Source organism: Nocardia sp. NPDC004860 (assembly GCF_040609015.1).
Classification (GTDB): Bacteria; Actinomycetota; Actinomycetes; order Mycobacteriales; family Mycobacteriaceae; genus Nocardia.
In genome coordinates, this window is record NZ_JBEXJI010000027.1 from 24,422 (window position 1) to 39,882 (window position 15,461).

Annotated in this window: 19 protein-coding genes; 14 read left to right on the forward strand and 5 right to left on the reverse strand. The window is 69.5% G+C overall.

Translation table 11 applies throughout. The features are described from left to right. The first annotated feature begins 4 nt into the window (after positions 1 to 4). Complete coding sequence (locus tag ABZV44_RS34830; RefSeq protein WP_354845993.1) at positions 5 to 1,588, forward strand: protein kinase; 1,584 nt, start codon at positions 5 to 7, stop codon at positions 1,586 to 1,588. Between the two features lie 66 nt (positions 1,589 to 1,654). On the opposite strand, the gene ABZV44_RS34835 is transcribed toward ABZV44_RS34830, so the two are convergent. Next, positions 1,655 to 2,560 carry a helix-turn-helix transcriptional regulator gene (locus ABZV44_RS34835; protein ID WP_354845995.1) on the reverse strand — a complete coding sequence of 302 codons (906 nt, stop codon included), beginning with the start codon at positions 2,558 to 2,560 and terminating at the stop codon, positions 1,655 to 1,657. Positions 2,561 to 2,661: 101 nt separating this feature from the next. Between ABZV44_RS34835 and ABZV44_RS34840 the strand changes: the two genes are divergently transcribed. The 8 genes from ABZV44_RS34840 to hisH all read left to right on the forward strand — a co-directional run bounded on the left by ABZV44_RS34840 (position 2,662) and on the right by hisH (position 9,345). Then, positions 2,662 to 3,708, forward strand: coding sequence for an aldo/keto reductase (locus tag ABZV44_RS34840; RefSeq protein ID WP_354845998.1), 1,047 nt, complete (start codon positions 2,662 to 2,664; stop codon positions 3,706 to 3,708). 52 nt (positions 3,709 to 3,760) lie between these two features. Continuing rightward, positions 3,761 to 4,048: a putative quinol monooxygenase gene (locus tag ABZV44_RS34845; RefSeq protein ID WP_354846001.1), complete on the forward strand. Its 288-nt coding sequence runs from the start codon at positions 3,761 to 3,763 to the stop codon at positions 4,046 to 4,048. Between the two features lie 173 nt (positions 4,049 to 4,221). Then, a complete protein-coding gene (locus tag ABZV44_RS34850; protein WP_354846004.1) occupies positions 4,222 to 4,518 on the forward strand; it encodes a DUF6412 domain-containing protein in 297 nt (98 codons plus the stop codon). Positions 4,519 to 4,624: 106 nt separating this feature from the next. After that, on the forward strand, positions 4,625 to 5,401 hold the full coding sequence (gene yidC / locus ABZV44_RS34855; protein ID WP_354846007.1) for a membrane protein insertase YidC: 777 nt from the start codon (positions 4,625 to 4,627) through the stop codon (positions 5,399 to 5,401). Positions 5,402 to 5,595: 194 nt separating this feature from the next. Continuing rightward, a complete protein-coding gene (gene hisD, locus ABZV44_RS34860; RefSeq protein ID WP_354846009.1) occupies positions 5,596 to 6,933 on the forward strand; it encodes a histidinol dehydrogenase in 1,338 nt (445 codons plus the stop codon). Between the two features lie 29 nt (positions 6,934 to 6,962). Next, the gene (locus ABZV44_RS34865; RefSeq protein WP_354846218.1) at positions 6,963 to 8,084 is read left to right on the forward strand and encodes a histidinol-phosphate transaminase; all 1,122 of its coding nucleotides are present in this window, start codon (positions 6,963 to 6,965) and stop codon (positions 8,082 to 8,084) included. Further along, positions 8,081 to 8,710 carry an imidazoleglycerol-phosphate dehydratase HisB gene (gene hisB / locus ABZV44_RS34870; protein ID WP_354846012.1) on the forward strand — a complete coding sequence of 210 codons (630 nt, stop codon included), beginning with the start codon at positions 8,081 to 8,083 and terminating at the stop codon, positions 8,708 to 8,710. The genes ABZV44_RS34865 and hisB overlap by 4 nt, the downstream gene beginning before the upstream one ends. Further along, positions 8,707 to 9,345, forward strand: coding sequence for an imidazole glycerol phosphate synthase subunit HisH (hisH, locus tag ABZV44_RS34875; RefSeq protein WP_354846015.1), 639 nt, complete (start codon positions 8,707 to 8,709; stop codon positions 9,343 to 9,345). The genes hisB and hisH overlap by 4 nt, the downstream gene beginning before the upstream one ends. Positions 9,346 to 9,397: 52 nt before the next feature. On the opposite strand, the gene ABZV44_RS34880 is transcribed toward hisH, so the two are convergent. Continuing rightward, a complete protein-coding gene (locus ABZV44_RS34880; protein WP_354846018.1) occupies positions 9,398 to 9,871 on the reverse strand; it encodes a nuclear transport factor 2 family protein in 474 nt (157 codons plus the stop codon). A gap of 99 nt (positions 9,872 to 9,970) precedes the next feature. Between ABZV44_RS34880 and ABZV44_RS34885 the strand changes: the two genes are divergently transcribed. The 5 genes from ABZV44_RS34885 to hisI all read left to right on the forward strand — a co-directional run bounded on the left by ABZV44_RS34885 (position 9,971) and on the right by hisI (position 13,439). Then, positions 9,971 to 10,426 carry a MarR family transcriptional regulator gene (locus ABZV44_RS34885; RefSeq protein WP_354846020.1) on the forward strand — a complete coding sequence of 152 codons (456 nt, stop codon included), beginning with the start codon at positions 9,971 to 9,973 and terminating at the stop codon, positions 10,424 to 10,426. 300 nt (positions 10,427 to 10,726) lie between these two features. Further along, the gene (gene priA / locus ABZV44_RS34890; protein ID WP_354846023.1) at positions 10,727 to 11,458 is read left to right on the forward strand and encodes a bifunctional 1-(5-phosphoribosyl)-5-((5-phosphoribosylamino)methylideneamino)imidazole-4-carboxamide isomerase/phosphoribosylanthranilate isomerase PriA; all 732 of its coding nucleotides are present in this window, start codon (positions 10,727 to 10,729) and stop codon (positions 11,456 to 11,458) included. A 4-nt stretch (positions 11,459 to 11,462) separates the two neighbouring features. After that, positions 11,463 to 12,281 (forward strand): inositol monophosphatase, encoded by an 819-nt coding sequence (locus ABZV44_RS34895; RefSeq protein ID WP_354846026.1) that lies wholly within the window; start codon positions 11,463 to 11,465, stop codon positions 12,279 to 12,281. A gap of 16 nt (positions 12,282 to 12,297) precedes the next feature. After that, on the forward strand, positions 12,298 to 13,071 hold the full coding sequence (gene hisF / locus ABZV44_RS34900; protein WP_354846029.1) for an imidazole glycerol phosphate synthase subunit HisF: 774 nt from the start codon (positions 12,298 to 12,300) through the stop codon (positions 13,069 to 13,071). Then, positions 13,068 to 13,439 carry a phosphoribosyl-AMP cyclohydrolase gene (hisI, locus tag ABZV44_RS34905; RefSeq protein WP_354846031.1) on the forward strand — a complete coding sequence of 124 codons (372 nt, stop codon included), beginning with the start codon at positions 13,068 to 13,070 and terminating at the stop codon, positions 13,437 to 13,439. Before hisF ends, hisI begins: the two co-directional genes overlap by 4 nt. Positions 13,440 to 13,499: 60 nt before the next feature. Here hisI and ABZV44_RS34910 read toward each other — a convergent pair whose 3' ends face one another. The 3 genes from ABZV44_RS34910 to ABZV44_RS34920 form a co-directional block, all read right to left on the reverse strand. Then, positions 13,500 to 13,997 carry a MarR family transcriptional regulator gene (locus tag ABZV44_RS34910; RefSeq protein ID WP_354846221.1) on the reverse strand — a complete coding sequence of 166 codons (498 nt, stop codon included), beginning with the start codon at positions 13,995 to 13,997 and terminating at the stop codon, positions 13,500 to 13,502. A 190-nt stretch (positions 13,998 to 14,187) separates the two neighbouring features. Beyond that, positions 14,188 to 14,781, reverse strand: a complete 594-nt coding sequence (locus ABZV44_RS34915) for a permease (protein ID WP_354846034.1) — start codon at positions 14,779 to 14,781, stop codon at positions 14,188 to 14,190. Positions 14,782 to 14,880: 99 nt separating this feature from the next. Then, a complete protein-coding gene (locus ABZV44_RS34920) occupies positions 14,881 to 15,336 on the reverse strand; it encodes a peroxiredoxin (RefSeq protein ID WP_354846036.1) in 456 nt (151 codons plus the stop codon). Positions 15,337 to 15,461: the final 125 nt, after the last annotated feature.

The following is a 15,461-nucleotide window of genomic DNA, read 5'->3' on the forward strand; positions in this document are numbered from 1 at the left end:
CCAAGTGATCGCAGGGCATTACCGCCTGGTCGAACGGATTGGTAGCGGCGGCACAGGTGTCGTCTGGCGAGCCGTGGATCAGCGGCTCGAACGTTCCGTGGCGGTCAAGCAGATCCTCACCCAGCCGAGCCTGTCGGATGCAGACAAGGACATCGTGCGGCAGCGCGCCGCACGTGAGGCTCGCAACGCGGCCCGGTTCCAGCACCCGAACGCCATCGTCGTATTCGACATCACCGAGCACGAGGGTGACCCGTGCCTGGTCATGGAGTATCTGCCGTCGCAGAGTCTGGCGGTGGTGCTGTCCGCGCAGGGCACGCTGCCGCTGCCACAGGTCGCCCGCATCGGCGAACAGGTGGCATCCGCGCTCATCGCCGCGCATCGCGCCGGGATCGTCCATCGCGACGTCAAGCCCGGCAACATCCTGCTCGGCGACAACGGCGCCGTGAAGATCACCGACTTCGGCATCGCCAAGTCCAAGGGTGATGTCACGCTGACCGCCACCGGACTCATCTCCGGCACCGCCGCCTACCTCGCCCCCGAGGTCGCGCGCGGAGCGGAACCGACGCCGGCCGCGGACGTATTCGCCTTGGGCGCCACGCTCTTCCACGCACTGGAAGGCGAACCGCCCTATGGCACCAACCCGAATCCGCTGGCGCTGCTGTACGCGGCCGCCAACGGTCAGATCAGCGAACCGCGCAATGCCGGACCGCTCAGCGATCTGCTGCTCAGCCTGCTCAGCTTCGAGCCGGAGGACCGGCCGAGCATGCTCGACGTGCGCGACATCATGGCCGAATTCGCCGAGGTCGGCCCGGATGCCGAGGCCACCCGGGTGCTGGCCGCCCGGCGCTCGGGCCCGGCCACCCCGTCGGCCGGCGCCGCCCAGCGCTCCGCGCCGCGGCAGACCACCCGTCAGATGGAGCGCCGCCAGTCGGCCGACATCCCGACCGGCGCCATGAGCCAGGCGCAGCTGCTGGAGACCCCGCCGCCGCGCCCGCCCATGAACGCCGGCCCGCCGACCCGCAATCATCCGGCGCCCGAACCGGATTCGGATTCCGGCTCCAAGAGGAAGCTGGTGCTGATCCTGGTGGCCGCGGTGGTCGTGGTGGCCGGCGGCATCGCGTACGGCCTGTTCGGCAACTCCGGTTCGAACAGCACCTCCGGCGCGGGCACGAACAGCAGCTCGGTGAAGGCGTCGGTCACGGCCAGCGCCACCAAGGGCGTGCCCTCGGGCCTCGGCCAGACCAAGAGCGCCGGGACGGTCAGCTTCGACGCCGCCGTCGACGCGGTGCAGTCGTTCTGGGACGACGTGACCTACACCCGGTACTCGGATGCCTGGAAGCTGCTGACCCCCGCGGCGCAGCAGGTCTACGGCAGTCAGCAGGCGTTCCAGACGTATTGGACCGGGAACCCGGTCCAGAAGTACTCGAGCATCCGGGGCGCCAATGGCGGCGGCACGGTCGACCCCGATGGTTCGGTCGACATCGTGCTGGACTCGCTGCAGACCAAGAACGGCCCGACCAAGTCGGTGAACATGCGGGTGATCGACGCCGGCGGCGGCAGCCTGCAGATCGACAGCGACACCAAGTAATCCCGGCAGCACACTGCGCCGCACCGGTTTTCCGGTGCGGCGCAGTGCGTTACGGGGTGGGATTGCTCAGCAGAGCTTCGCCGGATCGGCGGCGAGCGAGGCCAGCAGTCGTAGTCCGTCGGCGCTGGGGGAGCCGGGCTCGACGTGGTGGGCGACCAGCGCCTGATCGGGATCGTCGGGGAGACGGAGGGTTTCGAAGCCGAGCTCCACCCGGCCCACGATCGGGTGCCGGTAGATATGGCGCCCGTGGGTCTTGTCCTTGAGCTCGTGCCGCTTCCACAGCTCCGCGAATTCCGGGCTCCGGGCATTCATTTCGTCGATGAGGGCGGTGATGCGCGGGTCACCGGGATTGCGGGCGGCATCCAGGCGCAGGTAGGCCACGGTGTCGGCGGCCTTGTCGTCCCAATCCTCGTAGAGATCCTTCGCGCCCTCGTCCAGGAAGACCAGGTGCAGGAAGTCGCGCTGCGCGGGCGGAAGCGCGCCGAAATCCGTGATCAGGGCCGCCGCCAGGCGATTCCACGCCAGGACGCTGACACCGCGGCCGACGATGTAGGCCGGGACGTCGTGGGCGGCGTCCAGCAGCCGGCGCAGACCGGGGCGCACCTCCTGCACTGGGGGCGGCTCCTCACCGGACCACGGGCGGGCCAGGCGGTAAAGATGGTCGCGCTCAATCTGATTGAGCCGCAGTGCCCGCGCCACCGCATCCAGCACCGACTCCGAGAACTGCAGGCTGCGGCCCTGTTCCAGGCGCACATAGTGATCCACGCTGACGCCGGCCAGCAGCGCCAGCTCCTCGCGACGCAGGCCCGGAACACGGCGGCGCGCACCGTGATCCATCAGGCCCACCTCCGCGGGGCTGAGCCGGGCGCGGCGGGAGCGCAGGAATTCACCGAGTTCGGCGCGACGGTCCAGGGTCATGCCTTCGGTAACCACGAGCGCGCCGAATTCCATCCGGCGCCGCATCCTGGTCATGCGGTGCCCAGGCAGACGCGGCACTGTTTGCCCCGCTCGCATCCGGCGAAAGTAGTGCTCAGCGCCGCAACGGACGGCGAAAGCCACACGAGGAGCACACCATGACCTCTCTCCCCACCCGTCAGCTCGGCACCACCGACATGCACATCAGCCGGATCGGATTCGGCGCGTGGGCCGTCGGCGGTTCGGGCTGGCGCTACACCTGGGGCGCACAGGACGACGCCGATTCCATCGCCACCATCCGCCGGGCCGTCGAGGCCGGCGTCAACTGGATCGACACCGCCGCCGTCTACGGACTCGGCCACTCCGAGGAGGTGGTCGGCAAGGCGATCAGCGGACTGCCCGAGGCCGATCGGCCGTTCGTCTTCACCAAGGCCGGACTGGTCTGGGACGACAACGACCGCGCCGCCGCGCCGAAGCGGATCATGGCCGCCGCCAGCGTGCGCCGCGAGGTGGAGGACTCGCTGCGCCGGTTGAACGTCGAGCGCATCGACCTGTACCAGGTGCACTGGCCCGATACCGGTGCCTCCCTGGACTTCTCCGACCCCGACGGCGTCGACCCCGCGGCCGCGACCCCGCTCGCGGAGTACTGGCAGACCATGGCCGACCTCGTGCGGGCGGGCAAGGTGCGCGCCATCGGGCTGTCCAATCACGATGTGCCGCAACTGGAGATCGCCGAGTCCATCGCCCACGTGGACGCCATCCAGCCGCAGTTCTCGCTGATCAAGCGCGGCGCGGCGGACGAATTGGCCTGGGCCGCAGCGCATCACACCGGCGGCATCGTCTACCAACCGCAGCACTCCGGCCTGCTCACCGGCGCCTTCTCCGCCGAACGGGTCGCGAGCCTGCCGGATGACGACTGGCGCAAGGGCTTCCCGGAGTTCACCACCGAACTCGACCGCAACCTCGCGCTGGTGGACGCACTGCGTCCGATCGCGGCGGCCCACGACACCACCGTCTCCGCGGTCGCCATCGCCTGGACCCTGACCTGGCCCGGCGTCACCGGCGCCATCGCCGGTGCCCGTAGGCCCGAACAGGTCGACGGCTGGATCGGCGGCGCCGCACTGGAATTGACCCCCGCCGACCTGGACGCCATCGCGACCGCGCTGCGCACCACCGGCGCCGGTGAGGGCCCGATCCAGCGCTGAGCGTCACCAAGATCCGAATACCGAGCACCGACTCCCGAAGGAGCACACCACCATGACCCTGCACGTCGTCGCCGAACTCCGCGCCGCCGCCGGTCAGGAGGACCGCCTCCGCACCGCCCTGGAAGCCATGATCGAACCCTCCCTGGCCGAGCCCGGCTGCCTGTCCTATCAGCCCTTCACCAACCCGAACGACCCGGCCCACATGGTCGTGGTGGAGGAATGGCAGGACGCCGACGCCCTGGAGAAGCACTTCGCCACCGAGCACTTCCAGCACGTGGCCGGAGTCCTCGAGGGCATCGTGGCCGAGCCCATGATCATCCGCCGCCTCGTCGCCGAATAGCGGTCGAGCCCTCGATCCTCGCGCCCCCGCCGGTGTCCCCGGTGGGGGCGCGGTCGCGCGTGGGGCCCGGATCAGCGTGCGCCCGAGCCGGATACGGCGCGGGCCGGGGACAGGGCATGTCGCGTCCGGCACATGGGGTGCCGGGGATGGGGAACGCAGGTAGGGTCGGGCGCATGGGTACGCGGATTCGATCGACGGCGCTGCTGCTGTGCGCGCTCGTGGTCTCCGCGTGGGCGGTGCTGTATCTGGCCGCCGCCACCCCTGATTCGCTGCTCGTCCTCGGTGCGGCCGCGCTGGTCGCGGTGACCGCGGCGGTGCTGTCGGCGCGGGGTCCGCTGCTCGCGGCCACCGCGCCCATCGGTCCGGCGGAATCGGCCGGACGGCGGCGCCGCGGCGCGTTCCTGCGGCAGAGCAATCCCGACGCCCCGGGCCGCCCGCGCCCGCGCGCACCGGGAGTCCTCGCGGCCTGACCGCGCCCGCACGACCTGTCCCGGTCGTGCGCGCTGTCGGGTTCTCCGCCGTCCCGAATTCCTTTCGCCCGCACCCGTGTGCGGGCGCTGCGCAGCGAGGTACTCCGTGCTCGATTTCATCTACTACCCCGTGTCCGCCGTGCTGTGGCTGTGGCACACCGCCTTCGCGTCGCTGCTCGGCGCGACCAGTGGCCTGGCCTGGGTACTGGCCATCGTCTTCCTCGTCATGACCCTGCGGGCCCTGCTGATCCGGCCGTTCATCGCGCAGTTGAAGTTCTCCCGCGCGCTGGCCGAGATGCAGCCGAAGCTGCAGGAGATCAAGCGCAAGCACGCGGGCGACCGGGAGCAGCAGGCACTGGCCATGCAGGAGCTGCAGAAGGAGTCCGGCGTCAATGTGCTGACCGGATTCCTGCCGATCATCGGCCAGACGGTGGTCTTCATCGGCCTCTACCACGTGCTGCGGTCCTTCCAGCCGGGTCACACTCAGAACTACGTGTTCAATGCCACGCAGGTGCAGTCCTTCCTGGACGCCAAACTGTTCGGCGCACCGCTGGAGGCCACCCTGTCCACCGCCGGCTCGTCCTTCGGAACCGTTGCCGCCGTGGCGATTCCGCTCATGATCGTCGCGGCGATCGCGACCCATTTCACCGCCCGCGCCGCCGTCGCCCGTCAGCCGCAACCCGCCGAAGGCGCGGCGGGCTCGCAGGTCCGGATCATGAACACGCTCTCGCAGTGGGTCTTCCCCGCCGGAGCACTGCTGGTCGGCCCGGTGATGCCCATCGCCATCCTGCTCTACTTCGTCACCCAGAACGCGTGGACGTTCGCCCAGCAGCATCTGGTGGCCGCCCGCTTCGGTCCCGAGGCCGCCCGTACCGCGGTCTGAGCGGGGCCGCGGCCCGCGCCTCATAACCGCCGGTCCGGCGGGTGTTCGCGGGTCGCGGGCCGGGAACACCCGCGCGAGCTCGGCCGCGACGTAAAGCGCTGGCGGTGACCCGATAGTCTGGTAGCTGGTCGCAAGCGGTTTCGGCCGCGTCGCGAACCCCTCGACATCAGCACAGACAAGGACTGCACAGCGCTATGACTAGCCGCATCGAGCTCGCCCGCGTGGATCTGCGCGGACGTACTCCCACTGCTGCCGAACTGCGCGCGGCTCTGCCGCGTGGGGGCGTCGACGTGGACTCGGTGCTGCATCATGTGCGACCGGTCGTGGAGGCCATCCGGGATCGGGGCGTCGAGGCCGCGCTGGAATTCAGCGAGCGGTTCGACGGTGTGCGGCCCGCCGCGGTGCGCGTGCCCGCCGCCGAACTGGACAAGGCCCTGGCCGAGCTGGACCCGGCCGTGCGCGCGGCCCTCGAGGTCGCCATCGAGCGCACCCGCAAGGTGCACGACGATCAGCGCCGCACCGACAAGACCACCCAGGTGGTGCCCGGCGGCACCGTGACCGAGCGGTGGGTGCCGGTGGAGCGGGTCGGCCTGTACGTGCCGGGCGGCAATGCCGTCTACCCGTCCTCGGTGGTCATGAACGTGGTTCCCGCGCAGGCCGCGGGCGTGGACTCGCTGGTGGTCGCCTCGCCGCCGCAGGCCCGGTTCGGCGGCCTGCCGCACCCGACCATCCTGGCGGCCGCCAAGCTGCTGGGCGTCGAGGAGGTGTGGGCGGTCGGCGGTGCGCAGGCCGTGGCGCTGCTGTCCTACGGCGGCACCGACACCGACGGCGCACAGCTGGAACCGGTCGACCTGATCACCGGCCCGGGCAATATCTATGTGACCGCCGCCAAGCGGCTGTGCCGCGGCCTGGTCGGCATCGACGCCGAGGCCGGGCCCACCGAGATCGCCATCCTCGCCGACGCCACCGCCGATCCGGTGCACGTGGCCGCCGACCTCATCTCGCAGGCCGAGCACGACGTGCTGGCCGCCAGCGTGCTGGTGACCGACAGCGTCGAGCTCGCCGATGCCGTGGACGCGGCGCTGACCGCGCAGATGACCGTGGTCAAGCACCACGACCGTGTCGCGGAGGCACTGTCGGGCAAGCAGTCCGGCACCGTGCTGGTCGACGACATCGCCCAGGGCCTGCGCGTGGTCAACGCGTACGCCGCCGAGCACCTCGAGATCCAGACCGCCGACGCGCCCGCGGTCGCGGCCCGGGTCCGTTCCGCCGGAGCGGTTTTCGTCGGCGCGTGGTCGCCGGTCTCCCTCGGCGACTACTGCGCCGGCTCCAACCACGTGCTGCCCACCGCCGGATGCGCCCGGCACTCTTCGGGTTTGAGCGTGCAGACCTTCCTGCGCGGCATCCACGTCGTCGAGTACTCCGAGGCGGCGCTGAAGGATGTCTCCGGCCACGTGGTCGCACTGGCCAATGCCGAGGACCTGCCCGCGCACGGCCAGGCCGTGCAGGCGCGATTCGGGGAACTGCGGTGAGCGCCCAGGCCGACCTGGAAGAAGGCACCGTGACCGTTCCCGGATCGAATATCTCGCTCGACGATCTGCCGCTGCGGGAGAACCTGCGTGGCAAGAGTCCTTACGGCGCACCGCAGTTGACCGTTCCGGTGCAGCTGAACACCAACGAGAACCCGCACCCGCCGAGTAAGGCCCTCGTCGACGACGTCGCCGAATCCGTGCGCACCGCGGCCGCCGACCTGCACCGGTACCCGGATCGCGACGCGGTCGGGCTGCGCGCCGATCTGGCCGCCTACCTGACCCGGCAGACCGGCGTCGCGGTGGACACGGCGAACGTGTGGGCCGCCAACGGCTCCAACGAGATCCTGCAGCAGCTACTGCAGGCGTTCGGCGGACCCGGCCGCAGCGCACTGGGTTTCGTGCCCTCGTACTCGATGCACCCGATCATCTCCGAGGGCATCGACACCGAGTGGATCGAGGCCAAGCGCAATGGCGACTTCTCCCTCGACATCGACTACGCGGTGCTGACGGTGGGGGAGAAGAACCCCGACGTGGTCTTCGTGACCAGCCCCAACAACCCGACCGGCCACAGCATTCCGCTCGCGGACCTGGAACGCATCCTCGCGGCCGCGCCCGGCATCGTGGTGGTGGACGAGGCGTACGGCGAATTCTCCTCGGCGCCCAGCGCGATCAGCCTGATCGACAAGTACCCCACCAAGCTGGTGGTCAGCCGCACCATGTCCAAGGCATTCGCCTTCGCGGGCGGGCGGCTGGGCTACCTGGTGGCCGCACCCGCGGTCATCGACGCCATGCTGCTGGTGCGCCTGCCCTACCACCTGTCCGTGGTCACCCAGGCCGCGGCGCGGGCGGCGCTGCGGCACGCGGACGAAACCCTGGGCAGCGTGGCCGAATTGGCGGAGCAGCGCGATCGGGTCATGGCGGCGCTGACCGAGCTGGGCTACGAGGTCATCCCCTCGGATGCCAACTTCGTGCTGTTCGGCCGCTTCGCCGACGCCCCGCGCGCCTGGCAGCACTACCTCGACGAGGGCGTGCTCATCCGCGATGTCGGCATCCCCGGCTACCTGCGCACCACCATCGGCCTGGCCGCCGAGAACGACGAATTCCTGCGCGTCAGCGCGAAACTGGCGTCCGAGGAGCTGATCGCCCGATGACCACCGACCGTGCCGACCGCATCGCCCGGGTCGAGCGCACCACCCGCGAATCCAGCATCGTGGTGGAGCTCAATCTGGACGGCTCCGGCAAGACCGATATCTCCACCGGCGTCCCCTTCTACGACCACATGCTGACCGCGTTCGGCCAGCACGGCAGCTTCGACCTGACGGTTCAGGCCAAGGGCGACATCGAGATCGAGGCCCACCACACCGTCGAGGACACGGCCATCGTCATCGGCCAGGCGCTGGGCCAGGCGCTCGGCGACAAGAAGGGCATCCGCCGCTTCGGCGACTGCTTCATCCCGATGGACGAAACCCTCGCGCACGCCGTCGTCGACGTGTCCGGCCGGCCGTACTGCGTGCACACCGGCGAGCCGGATCACATGCTGCACACCATCATTCCGAGTGTGGCGCCGACCGCGTCGTACTCGACCGTGATCAACCGCCACGTGTTCGAGTCCATCGCGCTCAACGCCCGCATCGCCCTGCACGTGCGCGTGCTCTACGGCCGCGACCAGCACCACATCACCGAGGCCGAATACAAGGCCGTGGCACGGGCTTTGCGCGCCGCCGTCGAATACGACCCGCGCGTGTCCGGCGTCCCCTCCACGAAGGGCTCGCTATGACCAAGAAGATCGCCCTGCTCGACTACGGCTCCGGCAACCTGCACTCCGCCAGCCGCGCCCTGGCCCGCACGGGTGCGGACGTCACCATCACCGCAGACCCCGAAATCGCCCTGAACGCAGACGGTCTCGTGGTCCCCGGTGTCGGCGCGTACGCGGCCTGCATGGCGGGCCTGCTGTCCGTGCGCGGTGACCGCATCATCGGCAGGCGCCTCTCCGGCGGCCGCCCCGTACTCGGCATCTGCGTCGGCATGCAGATCCTGTTCGAACGCGGCGTCGAATTCGGGGTGGAAACCGAGGGCTGCGGCGAATGGCCCGGCACCGTCGAGCGTCTGGACGCCCCCGTCCTCCCGCACATGGGCTGGAACACGGTGAAGGCTCCCGAGGACAGCGTCCTGTTCGCGGGCATGGACGCGGACACCCGCTTCTACTTCGTCCACTCCTATGCCGCCCAGCACTGGGCCTGGACCGACGACCGCGGCAGCCAGATCGCCCCGGCCAAGCTCACCTGGGCCGAACACGGCGTCCCGTTCCTCGCCGCGGTGGAGAACGGCCCGCTGTCGGCCACCCAGTTCCACCCGGAGAAGTCCGGCGACGCCGGAGCTCAGCTGCTGCGCAACTGGGTCGACTCGATCTGATCGGCCCCCGAAACGACCGAAACCCCCGCTCCCGGCGGGGGTTTCGGCGTTTCTACGCCGCCGACGGCTCGGGCCGGGTACCGACCGACCAGACGGGCTTGGAGGCCACGCTCGAGAACTGCCAGCCGTCGCTGGTGCGGACGGCGTCGAAGCGATAGACCTCGCCGAGGGTCAGGCGTGGCTGGGAGCCGAGGGCCGGGTCCTGGGCAGGACCCCAGGCGAAGACGACCAGGAGGTTGGCCCGGACCTTCGCGGTGTCGCCCTCCAGATCGATCAGGATGCCGCTGATGACGTGCTGGATCTGCCGGTCGGGGGAGTGGTTTCGGCCGGCCTGGGTGACCAGGGCGGTGCGGCCGGTGGCCAGGCCGCCGGGCGTGCGGGCGGTGGCATCGGCGGTGTACAGGGTGGCGAGCTCCTCCCAGTCGCCTTCATCGAGGGCGCGGCCGAGGCGGTGGACCAACTCGGTGATCTCGAATTTGTCGGCCAGGTCCTGGAATTGCCGGGTGGTGGTGTCGATCGCGTTCATGGCTACGGTCTTACGACGAGATTGTTGGTTACTCCAACGTTGGTGGAACCAATGTAACCGATTGTGGGTGCGTCCAACAAGTGTTGCTAGATTCCCCTCATGGACACCGCGCCCGAAGGGGCCTCCGGCCGGCTGCGCGCTCTTCCCACCCGCCTCATCGGCCAGGTCGCGATCATCGCCAACCGCTGCACCGAGAAAGCCCTGGAGCCCACCGGTTCCCGCCGCTACCACTACGCCCTGCTCGCCACCCTCGACGAACACGGCCCCCTCAGTCAGGCCGAGGCGGGCCGACGGACCGGCATCGACCGCAGCGACGTGGTCGCCGCGGTCAACGACCTGGCCGACCGCGGCCTCCTCCACCGCACCCCCGACCCCACCGACCGCCGCCGCAACACCCTCACGCTCACGCCCGCCGGGCGGGCCCACCTGGCCGACCTCGACGAACGCCTGGAAACGGCCCAGCGAGAACTACTCCCGGGCTTCACCGCCGCCGAACGCGCCAACTTCGTCCTGACGTTGAACCGCGTCCTCGAATCCCATACCCGAGACGGCTGACGCCCGCCTCCCCAGCACCTGGTCGACCCGGGCGTCACGGTCGTCCCCGACCCCGCCGCTGTCGCCGCACCCGGCCGCACCGCAGGCCGGCACCGGCGCCGCCGGCCCGATCCCCACCTGCCGCACGACCAGCCCCGCCTTCCGCACAGCGAACTCCCTTCGATCGACGACCCCGACCTCCCCACCGCGTGACACCGCCCGCGTGCCCCCGCCGCGGAAATCGTTCCCGACGCGCGGTGGGCGGCCGACGCGGTTCACCCTGCGGTCGGTGTGACGGCGGGCAACCACTAGGCTTACCCCGTGAGTCTTGTGCTGCTACCTGCCGTCGATGTCGCCAATGGTGAGGCTGTGCGCCTGGTTCAAGGGGAGGCGGGCAGCGAAACCAGTTACGGTTCGCCGCGCGACGCCGCGCTGGCCTGGCAGCACGCCGGGGCCGAGTGGGTGCATCTGGTCGACCTGGACGCCGCGTTCGGCAAGGGCTCCAACCGCGAACTGCTGGCCGAGGTGATCGGCGAACTCGATGTGAAGGTCGAGCTGTCGGGCGGGATTCGGGACGACGAGTCGTTGAAGGCCGCGCTGGCCACCGGTTGCGCGCGCGTCAACCTCGGCACCGCGGCGATCGAGAATCCGGAGTGGTGTGCCCGGGCCATCGGCGAGTACGGCGACAAGATCGCCGTCGGCATGGATGTGAAGCTCATCGACGGCGAGTGGCGGCTGCGCGGCCGTGGCTGGGTGACCGACGGCGGCGATCTGTGGGAGGTGCTCGAGCGCCTCGAGCGGGACGGCTGCTCGCGGTACGTGGTCACCGACGTCTCCAAGGACGGCACGCTGACCGGGCCGAACCTGGACCTGCTGAGCCAGGTCGCCAATGCCTGCGAGGCCCCGGTCATCGCATCGGGCGGCATCTCCCAGCTCGACGACCTGCGCGCCATCGCGACGCTGGTGGACGAGGGCGTCGAGGGCGCGATCATCGGCAAGGCCCTGTACGCGGGCCGGTTCACCCTGCCCGAAGCCTTGGCCGCGGTTCGCTAGCGCCGTGGCCGCCGAACTCGCCGAACTGCTCGGCATCGCCAGTGAGGTTCTCGACTCCGCCGCACCGCGTTTCGTCGAGGGCATCGGGGCGCCGAGCGCGGTCGAGAAGGGGCGCAACGACTTCGCCACCGAACTCGACCTGGAGCTCGAGCGCACCATCTCGCAGCGGCTGGGCGAGCGCACCGGAATCCCGGTGCACGGTGAGGAATTCGGCGGTCCGCAGCTGACCTCCGGCACCGCTTGGGTGCTGGACCCCATCGACGGCACCTTCAACTATTCGGCGGGCAGCCCCATGTGCGGCATGCTGCTGGCGCTGGTGCGCGACGGCGTCCCGGTCATCGGCCTGACCTGGCTGCCGATCCTGGGCCAGCGCTACGCGGCGGTCGCGGACGGCCCGCTGCTGCTCAACGGCAACCCGCTGCCGAGCCTGGCCCCGGCCAAGCTCGCCACCGCGCCGATCGGCTTCGGTAGCTTCAATATCGATGGGGCGGGCCGGATTCCGGGCATCTTCCGCTTCAATCTGCTGGGTGCGCTGAGCCGGCTGTCCGGCCGCCAGCGCATGTACGGCTCCACCGGCATCGACCTGGCCTACACCGCCTCGGGAATTCTGGGCGGGGCCGTGGTGTTCGGACATCATCCGTGGGACAACGCCGCGGGCGTGGCCCTGGTCCGGGCCGCCGGCGGCATGGTCACCGACCTGCTGGGCCGGGACTGGACCATCGAATCCGGTTCGGTGCTGGCCGCCGCCCCCGGCGTGCACGAGGAACTACTGGACCTGATCGCGGATACCGCCGTCCGGGTCCGAGGAGAGGCAGAGCAATGAAGACAGAGGTCGTGAAATGACGTTGGCCGTACGCGTGATTCCGTGCCTGGACGTGGACGCCGGGCGCGTGGTCAAGGGCGTCAACTTCGAAAACCTCAGGGACGCGGGCGATCCCGTGGAACTCGCGGCCACCTACGACGCCCAGGGCGCCGACGAGCTGACCTTCCTCGACGTCACCGCCTCCACCGGCGACCGCGGCACCATGATCGACGTGGTCACCCGCACCGCCGAGCAGATCTTCATCCCGCTCACGGTCGGCGGCGGCGTGCGCACCGTCGAGGACGTGGACCGGCTGCTGCGCGCGGGCGCGGACAAGGTGTCGGTGAACACCGCCGCCATCGCCCGCCCCGAGGTGCTGCGTGAAATGTCGGAGCGGTTCGGCTCCCAGTGCATCGTGCTGTCGGTCGACGCCCGCACCGTGCCGGAGGGCCGGCCCGCGACCCCGTCCGGCTGGGAGGTCACCACCCACGGCGGCAAGCGCGGCACCGGCATCGACGCCGTCGAATGGGCCATGCGCGGAGCCGAACTGGGCGTCGGCGAGATCCTGCTGAACTCCATGGACGCCGACGGCACCAAGGCGGGCTTCGACCTGCCGATGATCCGCGCGGTGCGCGCCGCGGTCTCGGTGCCGGTCATCGCCTCCGGTGGCGCGGGCAAGGTCGCCGACTTCGCGCCCGCCGTGCAGTCCGGCGCGGACGCGGTGCTGGCCGCCAGTGTCTTCCACTTCGGCGACCTCTCAATCGGCCAGGTCAAGGACGCCATGCGCGCGGAAGGAATCACCGTCCGATGAGCACCCTGGATCCCGCGATCGCGCGCCGCCTCAAGCGCAACTCCGACGGGCTGTTCGCCGCCATCGCGCAGGAGAAGAGCACCGGCGACGTGCTCATGATGGCGTGGATGGACGACGAGGCGCTGGCCCGCACCCTGGAAACCCGCAAGGGCACCTACTATTCACGCTCGCGTCAGCAGTACTGGGTCAAGGGCGAGACCTCCGGCCACACCCAGTACGTGCACGAGGTACGGCTGGACTGCGACGGCGACACCGTGCTGCTGGTCGTCGACCAGGAGGGCGCGGCCTGCCACACGGGCACCCACACCTGCTTCGACACCGACGTGCTGTTGTCCCAGGGTGACCGGCTGCTCACCGACGGGGACTGAGCGGCAACGGTTTCCGGCCTCGGCGAGCACGCTTGCGGCGTCGGCGAACAGCCTTCGGCGTCAACCCGATTCGTTCGGGTCCGTGTCCAGATGCGAGATCGGCCGCCCCGCGCGGCCGAGCCCGCGGGCCATGCCCTTGTCCAGCTGTGCCACCAGGGTCTCGCCCAGTTCCAGCAGTTGCTTGGTCTGCTCGGCGTCCAGCCCGTCGAACACCAGGCCGCGCACGCACTCCAGATACCCGGGCGCCGCCTCGGTGATCCTCTGATACCCGGCGTCGGTCAGCACCGCCTGCGCGCCACGGCGACCGGTAATGGTGACGCGCTCGGCCCAGCCCAGCCGTTCGAGTTTGGAGACCACGTGCGAGAGCCGGGATAGCGATGCGTTTGCCTTTTGCGCAAGGTCACTCAGTTGCAACCGGTGACCAGGTTCTTCGGAGAGCAGAGTCATCACGAAGTATTCGAAATGGGTAATCCCGGACTCACGTTGTAGCTGGGTATCCAATGCGGCCGGGAGTCTGGTGGTGAGCGCGACGAGGGTACGCCACGCTCGCTGTTCCATGGGATTCAACCACTTGGTCACCGTGCGCGCCCTCTCGTAGCAGCCAAGTGACGTGTTGTGCCGGCCCGTGGGAGAGCCTGCGAAACAGCATCGAACGAGTCACTCGCACATCAAAGTTTGCCACGATTTCGCTCGCCAGTCACGGTGTTGCCGAATGACGTGACATCGATCACGCGTGTCGCGAGTGGATTCAGTTCGCGCCGAGTTCGGGCGGCGGTGTCGGAGTTTCCGGTTCTACCCGAGGCTTTTCCGGTTCGGCGTGCCGACGTTCGGCACGGTACCGGCGGAATCGCCTGCGCCCCAAGAGAAATGCCACCAGCAGAAACAAAAACGCGGCCACGATCGCACCCGCCAGCGCGGCGCCGCGGAATCCCGGCCCGTCGACATCGAGAATGCGCTCACCGGCGTGTGCGGCATTCGAGTTGCCCCACACGATGGTCAGCGTCATCAAATTCGGGATGGCGATGACGATCGCGAGAACCGCCGCGCCGCCCGCGATAAACATGCCGCCCCGTTTACGCCAGCTGAGTCCTGCGGCCAGGAACAGGAAAAGTGGCACAGCCGTACATACCACGCCCATTATCAGGCCGTACCAGATGCCCTTGGCGAAACTCCCGCTCACCCATTCGCCGATGCGCTGCGCCCACCACCGTGGAATGAATGCGGCCAGCATCAGATACACCAGCCACAAAACGACCGCGGCCACCACTCCGCCAATGATGCGATTGCGCCACGTGACGAAGGTTGAAGGCTTTCGCTCCTGGTCGGTGCTGGGCGTAGTCATGAGCTCAGCGTATGTCCGAATTGTCGGCGCGCCCAGGAGCGACGCGGTCGGGGCTCAGCACTGGCGCGGCAACCTGCTCAGCGCTGGCGCGGGAAGTGCTCAGCGCTCGCGCAGGAACTTCAATGCCTCGTCGGCGTGCACGTTCGCGCGCATCTCGCTGTTGATGACCTTGGCGACGGTCCGGTCCGGATCGATGACGAAGGTCGTCCGCTTCACCGGCACCAGCGCGCCCAGCAGGCCGCGCTTCACGCCGAACTCGGCGGCCACCTTGGCTCCGTGATCGGACAGCACCGGATAGCCCAGTCCCTGCTTCTCCGCGAACCCGGACTGCACCTCGACGGAATCCGCGCTGATCCCCACGCAGGTCGCCCCGGCGGCCTTGAATTCCGTTGCCAGATCCCGGAAGTGGCACGCCTCGGCCGTGCACACCGGCGTGTTCGCCGCGGGATAGAAGAACAACACCACCGGTCCGTCCGCGAGCAGCGACTCGAGCGACCGCACGGTCCCCGACTGGTCCGGAAGTTCGAAATTGGGTGCGAGCTGACCAACCTTCATACCCGCACCCTACCCCCAATCCATCGTGCACGAGCTATCCGAGCCCCGGATGAAATCCTTTGCTGGGCTTCGGGCTTGGCGCCTCGCGAATCGGGCCTCCACCGGTCCTCTGTTCGGGGGTCCGG

Excerpts from the sequence above, each read along its gene's own strand:
- ABZV44_RS34835 (WP_354845995.1), bottom strand. The coding sequence starts at position 2,560 with ATGACCAGGATGCGGCGCCGGATGGAATTCGGCGCGCTCGTGGTTACC.
- ABZV44_RS34840 (WP_354845998.1), top strand. The coding sequence starts at position 2,662 with ATGACCTCTCTCCCCACCCGTCAGCTCGGCACCACCGACATGCACATC.
- ABZV44_RS34845 (WP_354846001.1), top strand. The coding sequence starts at position 3,761 with ATGACCCTGCACGTCGTCGCCGAACTCCGCGCCGCCGCCGGTCAGGAG.
- ABZV44_RS34850 (WP_354846004.1), top strand. The coding sequence starts at position 4,222 with ATGGGTACGCGGATTCGATCGACGGCGCTGCTGCTGTGCGCGCTCGTG.
- hisD (WP_354846009.1), top strand. The coding sequence starts at position 5,596 with ATGACTAGCCGCATCGAGCTCGCCCGCGTGGATCTGCGCGGACGTACT.
- hisB (WP_354846012.1), top strand. The coding sequence starts at position 8,081 with ATGACCACCGACCGTGCCGACCGCATCGCCCGGGTCGAGCGCACCACC.
- hisH (WP_354846015.1), top strand. The coding sequence starts at position 8,707 with ATGACCAAGAAGATCGCCCTGCTCGACTACGGCTCCGGCAACCTGCAC.
- ABZV44_RS34880 (WP_354846018.1), bottom strand. The coding sequence starts at position 9,871 with ATGAACGCGATCGACACCACCACCCGGCAATTCCAGGACCTGGCCGAC.
- ABZV44_RS34885 (WP_354846020.1), top strand. The coding sequence starts at position 9,971 with ATGGACACCGCGCCCGAAGGGGCCTCCGGCCGGCTGCGCGCTCTTCCC.
- hisF (WP_354846029.1), top strand. The coding sequence starts at position 12,298 with ATGACGTTGGCCGTACGCGTGATTCCGTGCCTGGACGTGGACGCCGGG.
- hisI (WP_354846031.1), top strand. The coding sequence starts at position 13,068 with ATGAGCACCCTGGATCCCGCGATCGCGCGCCGCCTCAAGCGCAACTCC.
- ABZV44_RS34910 (WP_354846221.1), bottom strand. The coding sequence starts at position 13,997 with ATGGAACAGCGAGCGTGGCGTACCCTCGTCGCGCTCACCACCAGACTC.
- ABZV44_RS34915 (WP_354846034.1), bottom strand. The coding sequence starts at position 14,781 with ATGACTACGCCCAGCACCGACCAGGAGCGAAAGCCTTCAACCTTCGTC.
- ABZV44_RS34920 (WP_354846036.1), bottom strand. The coding sequence starts at position 15,336 with ATGAAGGTTGGTCAGCTCGCACCCAATTTCGAACTTCCGGACCAGTCG.